3 protein-coding genes are annotated in these 2,611 nt (G+C 51.2%); 2 read left to right on the top strand and 1 reads right to left on the bottom strand.

Annotated elements, in window-relative coordinates:
* The first annotated feature begins 94 nt into the window (after positions 1-94).
* On the top strand, positions 95-454 hold the full coding sequence (locus ACGF7G_RS22015; RefSeq protein WP_387468398.1) for a DUF6531 domain-containing protein: 360 nt from the start codon (positions 95-97) through the stop codon (positions 452-454).
* A gap of 102 nt (positions 455-556) precedes the next feature.
* Positions 557-2,173: an IS1634 family transposase gene (locus ACGF7G_RS22010; RefSeq protein ID WP_387468397.1), complete on the top strand. Its 1,617-nt coding sequence runs from the start codon at positions 557-559 to the stop codon at positions 2,171-2,173.
* A 1-nt stretch (position 2,174) separates the two neighbouring features.
* On the opposite strand, the gene ACGF7G_RS22005 is transcribed toward ACGF7G_RS22010, so the two are convergent.
* A complete protein-coding gene (locus ACGF7G_RS22005) occupies positions 2,175-2,477 on the bottom strand; it encodes a hypothetical protein (RefSeq protein ID WP_387468395.1) in 303 nt (100 codons plus the stop codon).
* Positions 2,478-2,611: the final 134 nt, after the last annotated feature.

Genomic DNA, 2,611 nt, shown 5'->3' with positions numbered 1-2,611 from the left:
CGCCAAAGGCCCCGGCGCGTTGCAAACGCTGTTTAGCAAGGTCCCGGGAGCGGATAAAATCCGCAAAATCGCCTGTCGGCTGGGGGCGCTTGCCGTGGCTGTGCCTGTCGCCGGTATTCTGATGAACCCGGTGGAAGCCATTGCCGGTCAGAAATTTCTGCATGATGAGGATGAGCTGGACTTCGTTTTTGACGCTGAATTGCCGCTCTACTGGCAGCGTAGCTACCTGAGCCGTTATCAGTATGACAGCGTACTGGGTCAGGGCTGGAGCCTGTTCTGGGAAAGCCATCTCACCCGCGTGGACGGCGGATTACTCTGGCGTTCCCCTGCCGGCCACCGTTGTTTTTGCCCGGAAGCGCAAAGCGCGCTGATACACACGCCGGAAGACACCTGGGAAATCCGTGACGCGGGCGAACAGGTTTATCCGTCATTCCGCACCGTATTTATGATTTAAAAATAATGTGATCTTACACAGGTTTTTTGTCTTGATGACATCAGTGGGATTGACGGCAATCGCCAATTTTGATCTATTACTTTTATTTGCCGGAAAGCCAATATGTCCACACCTGTACCTGCCATTAAACGTCTCGATCATCTTGGCCTTATCGCCGCTTTTTGTCATGAAGCCGGTTTACCCCGCATGATTGATGCCATTATCCCAAAATATTCATCGCATACTGTCTCTCACGGCGACGCTTTTCTGGCGATGATCCTTAACGGGCTGGGGTTTCACAGCCGAACATTGCACATGTTTTCCGGCTTTTTTCAACATAAGCCGATTGCGCGTTTAATTGGCGCTGACATTGAAGCTGAACACCTTAATGATGATGTGCTCGGCCGTACACTGGATGCCTTATATGAAGCGGGGGTGTCGGAAGTTTATCAGGTGCTTGCTGAGCAAGTGGTTGATAAATTAGGGTTAAATCCCGATCCCGTTCATTTAGATATCACGAGTTTTCATGTCGATGGTAACTATGACAGCGCGTTGGGAGATGACACAAAACGCATTGCGCTGGTGCCGGGTTATAGCCGGGATCACCGGCCCGAGCTGAACCAGGTTGTCCTTGAACTGATTTGCGAAAATCAGGCAGGTATCCCTGTCTACATGCAGGCCATGAGCGGGAATACGAATGATGCCAAAGCCTTTGCCCAGACGATCAAAACCCATATTCAATGCTTGAAGGCGGCGCAAAACAGCCGCTACTTTGTGGCCGATGCCGCACTTTATACTGAAGCCGCGATCGCTTCTCTTCATCAGCAAAAACAACGATTTATTACGCGCGTTCCCTTGACTATCAAGGAAGCTAAACAGCATCTCCTGAACGTGACAGCGGAGCAATTCAGCCCCATCAGTGAGGGCTATTCAGGCTGCTGGGTGACGTCATCGTATGGCGGTGTTCCTCAGCGTTGGTTACTGGTGAACAGTACAGCGGCAGAAAAACGTGAAAACCAGACTTTCCGGAAAAACACACTCAGGGAAACAGAAAACGAGTCTAAACAGTTCGACAAACTGGGCAAAAAATCCTTTGCCTGCCGGGAAGATGCCTTACAGGCCCTGCATGATTTTGAGTCTCAATGTCAGTTTATCGGCATCGCCTCGCCGGAAATTCAGGCGATTACCGCGTATGCGGGGCGCGGGAAACCCGGCAAGCATCAACCCCCCAAATCGGTTCATTATCAATTAGCCGGTCAGGTTTATACCCGGTTAAACAATGTGAAACAGGCCAGATTGCGGGTCGGGAGGTTTATTTTAGCGACCAATGAACGGGATGAAGGACAGCTTGATATGGCGGCGTTACTGGCTAATTATAAGGCACAACAAACGGTGGAGCGGGGTTTTCGATTCCTGAAAAGCCGGGAATTCCTGACGTCTGCCATTTTCCTGAAAAAACCGGAGCGGATAGAAGCGCTGTTAATGGTGATGACCCGTTGTCTCATGGTTTATGCGGCGCTGGAGCATAAAATTCGCCATGAATTGAAACAAAGTGTGCCGTTTTTCCCCGATATGAAGAACAAACCGACACAATCCCCCACCGCGCGTTGGGTGTTTCTGGCCTTTGAAGGGATCAGCACCTTTGAATTTCAAGAACATAAAATGGTGACAGGAATGCAATCTTACCACCATGAGCTTTTGAGTTTATTAGGTGCACAATATAAAGCGGTTTATTCCTGAATTAGGTGCGGAATGAAGGGTTTATCACTATACGGCTTTTGATAATGACGGCATAAGCCGCCTGAGCCACCGCCGCGATAACGTGGGTCACGAGCAGCGCTGCCATTACAACGAACAACATCAGATGGTCAGCATCACGGGCAGCGGCGGGCTGAAGCTGCACTGCGATTACGTGATGATGGAACACGATAACCAGACGGTCTCCCGCCTCACCGTTGTCTGGCGTGAATGGTATGACGGCCATCGTATTCAGCTTTGCCGCTACCATTATAATGAACACGCCCAACTGACCGGGGTCAGCCATCGCAACGACTTTCTCCAGCGTCAGTTCGGCTGGACGGCGCAGGGCCTGATGGCATGGCATCAGGATGCGCGGGGGTTGCGCTGTGATTACCAGTGGGAACAGACGGAAGAAGGCCTGTGGCGGGTGCTTGCGCA

The sequence above is a fragment of the Photorhabdus sp. RM323S genome, assembly GCF_042879375.1.
Taxonomy (GTDB): domain Bacteria; phylum Pseudomonadota; class Gammaproteobacteria; order Enterobacterales; family Enterobacteriaceae; genus Photorhabdus; species Photorhabdus tasmaniensis.
The sequence above is the reverse complement of the archived record's forward strand: the minus strand, read 5'-3'. Positions and strand labels throughout refer to the sequence as shown.

What these genes read in the sequence shown, in the direction of transcription:
- ACGF7G_RS22010 (WP_387468397.1), top strand. Translation starts at nt 557, where the DNA reads ATGTCCACACCTGTACCTGCCATTAAACGTCTCGATCATCTTGGCCTT.
- ACGF7G_RS22005 (WP_387468395.1), bottom strand. Translation starts at nt 2,477, where the DNA reads ATGGCTGACCCCGGTCAGTTGGGCGTGTTCATTATAATGGTAGCGGCA.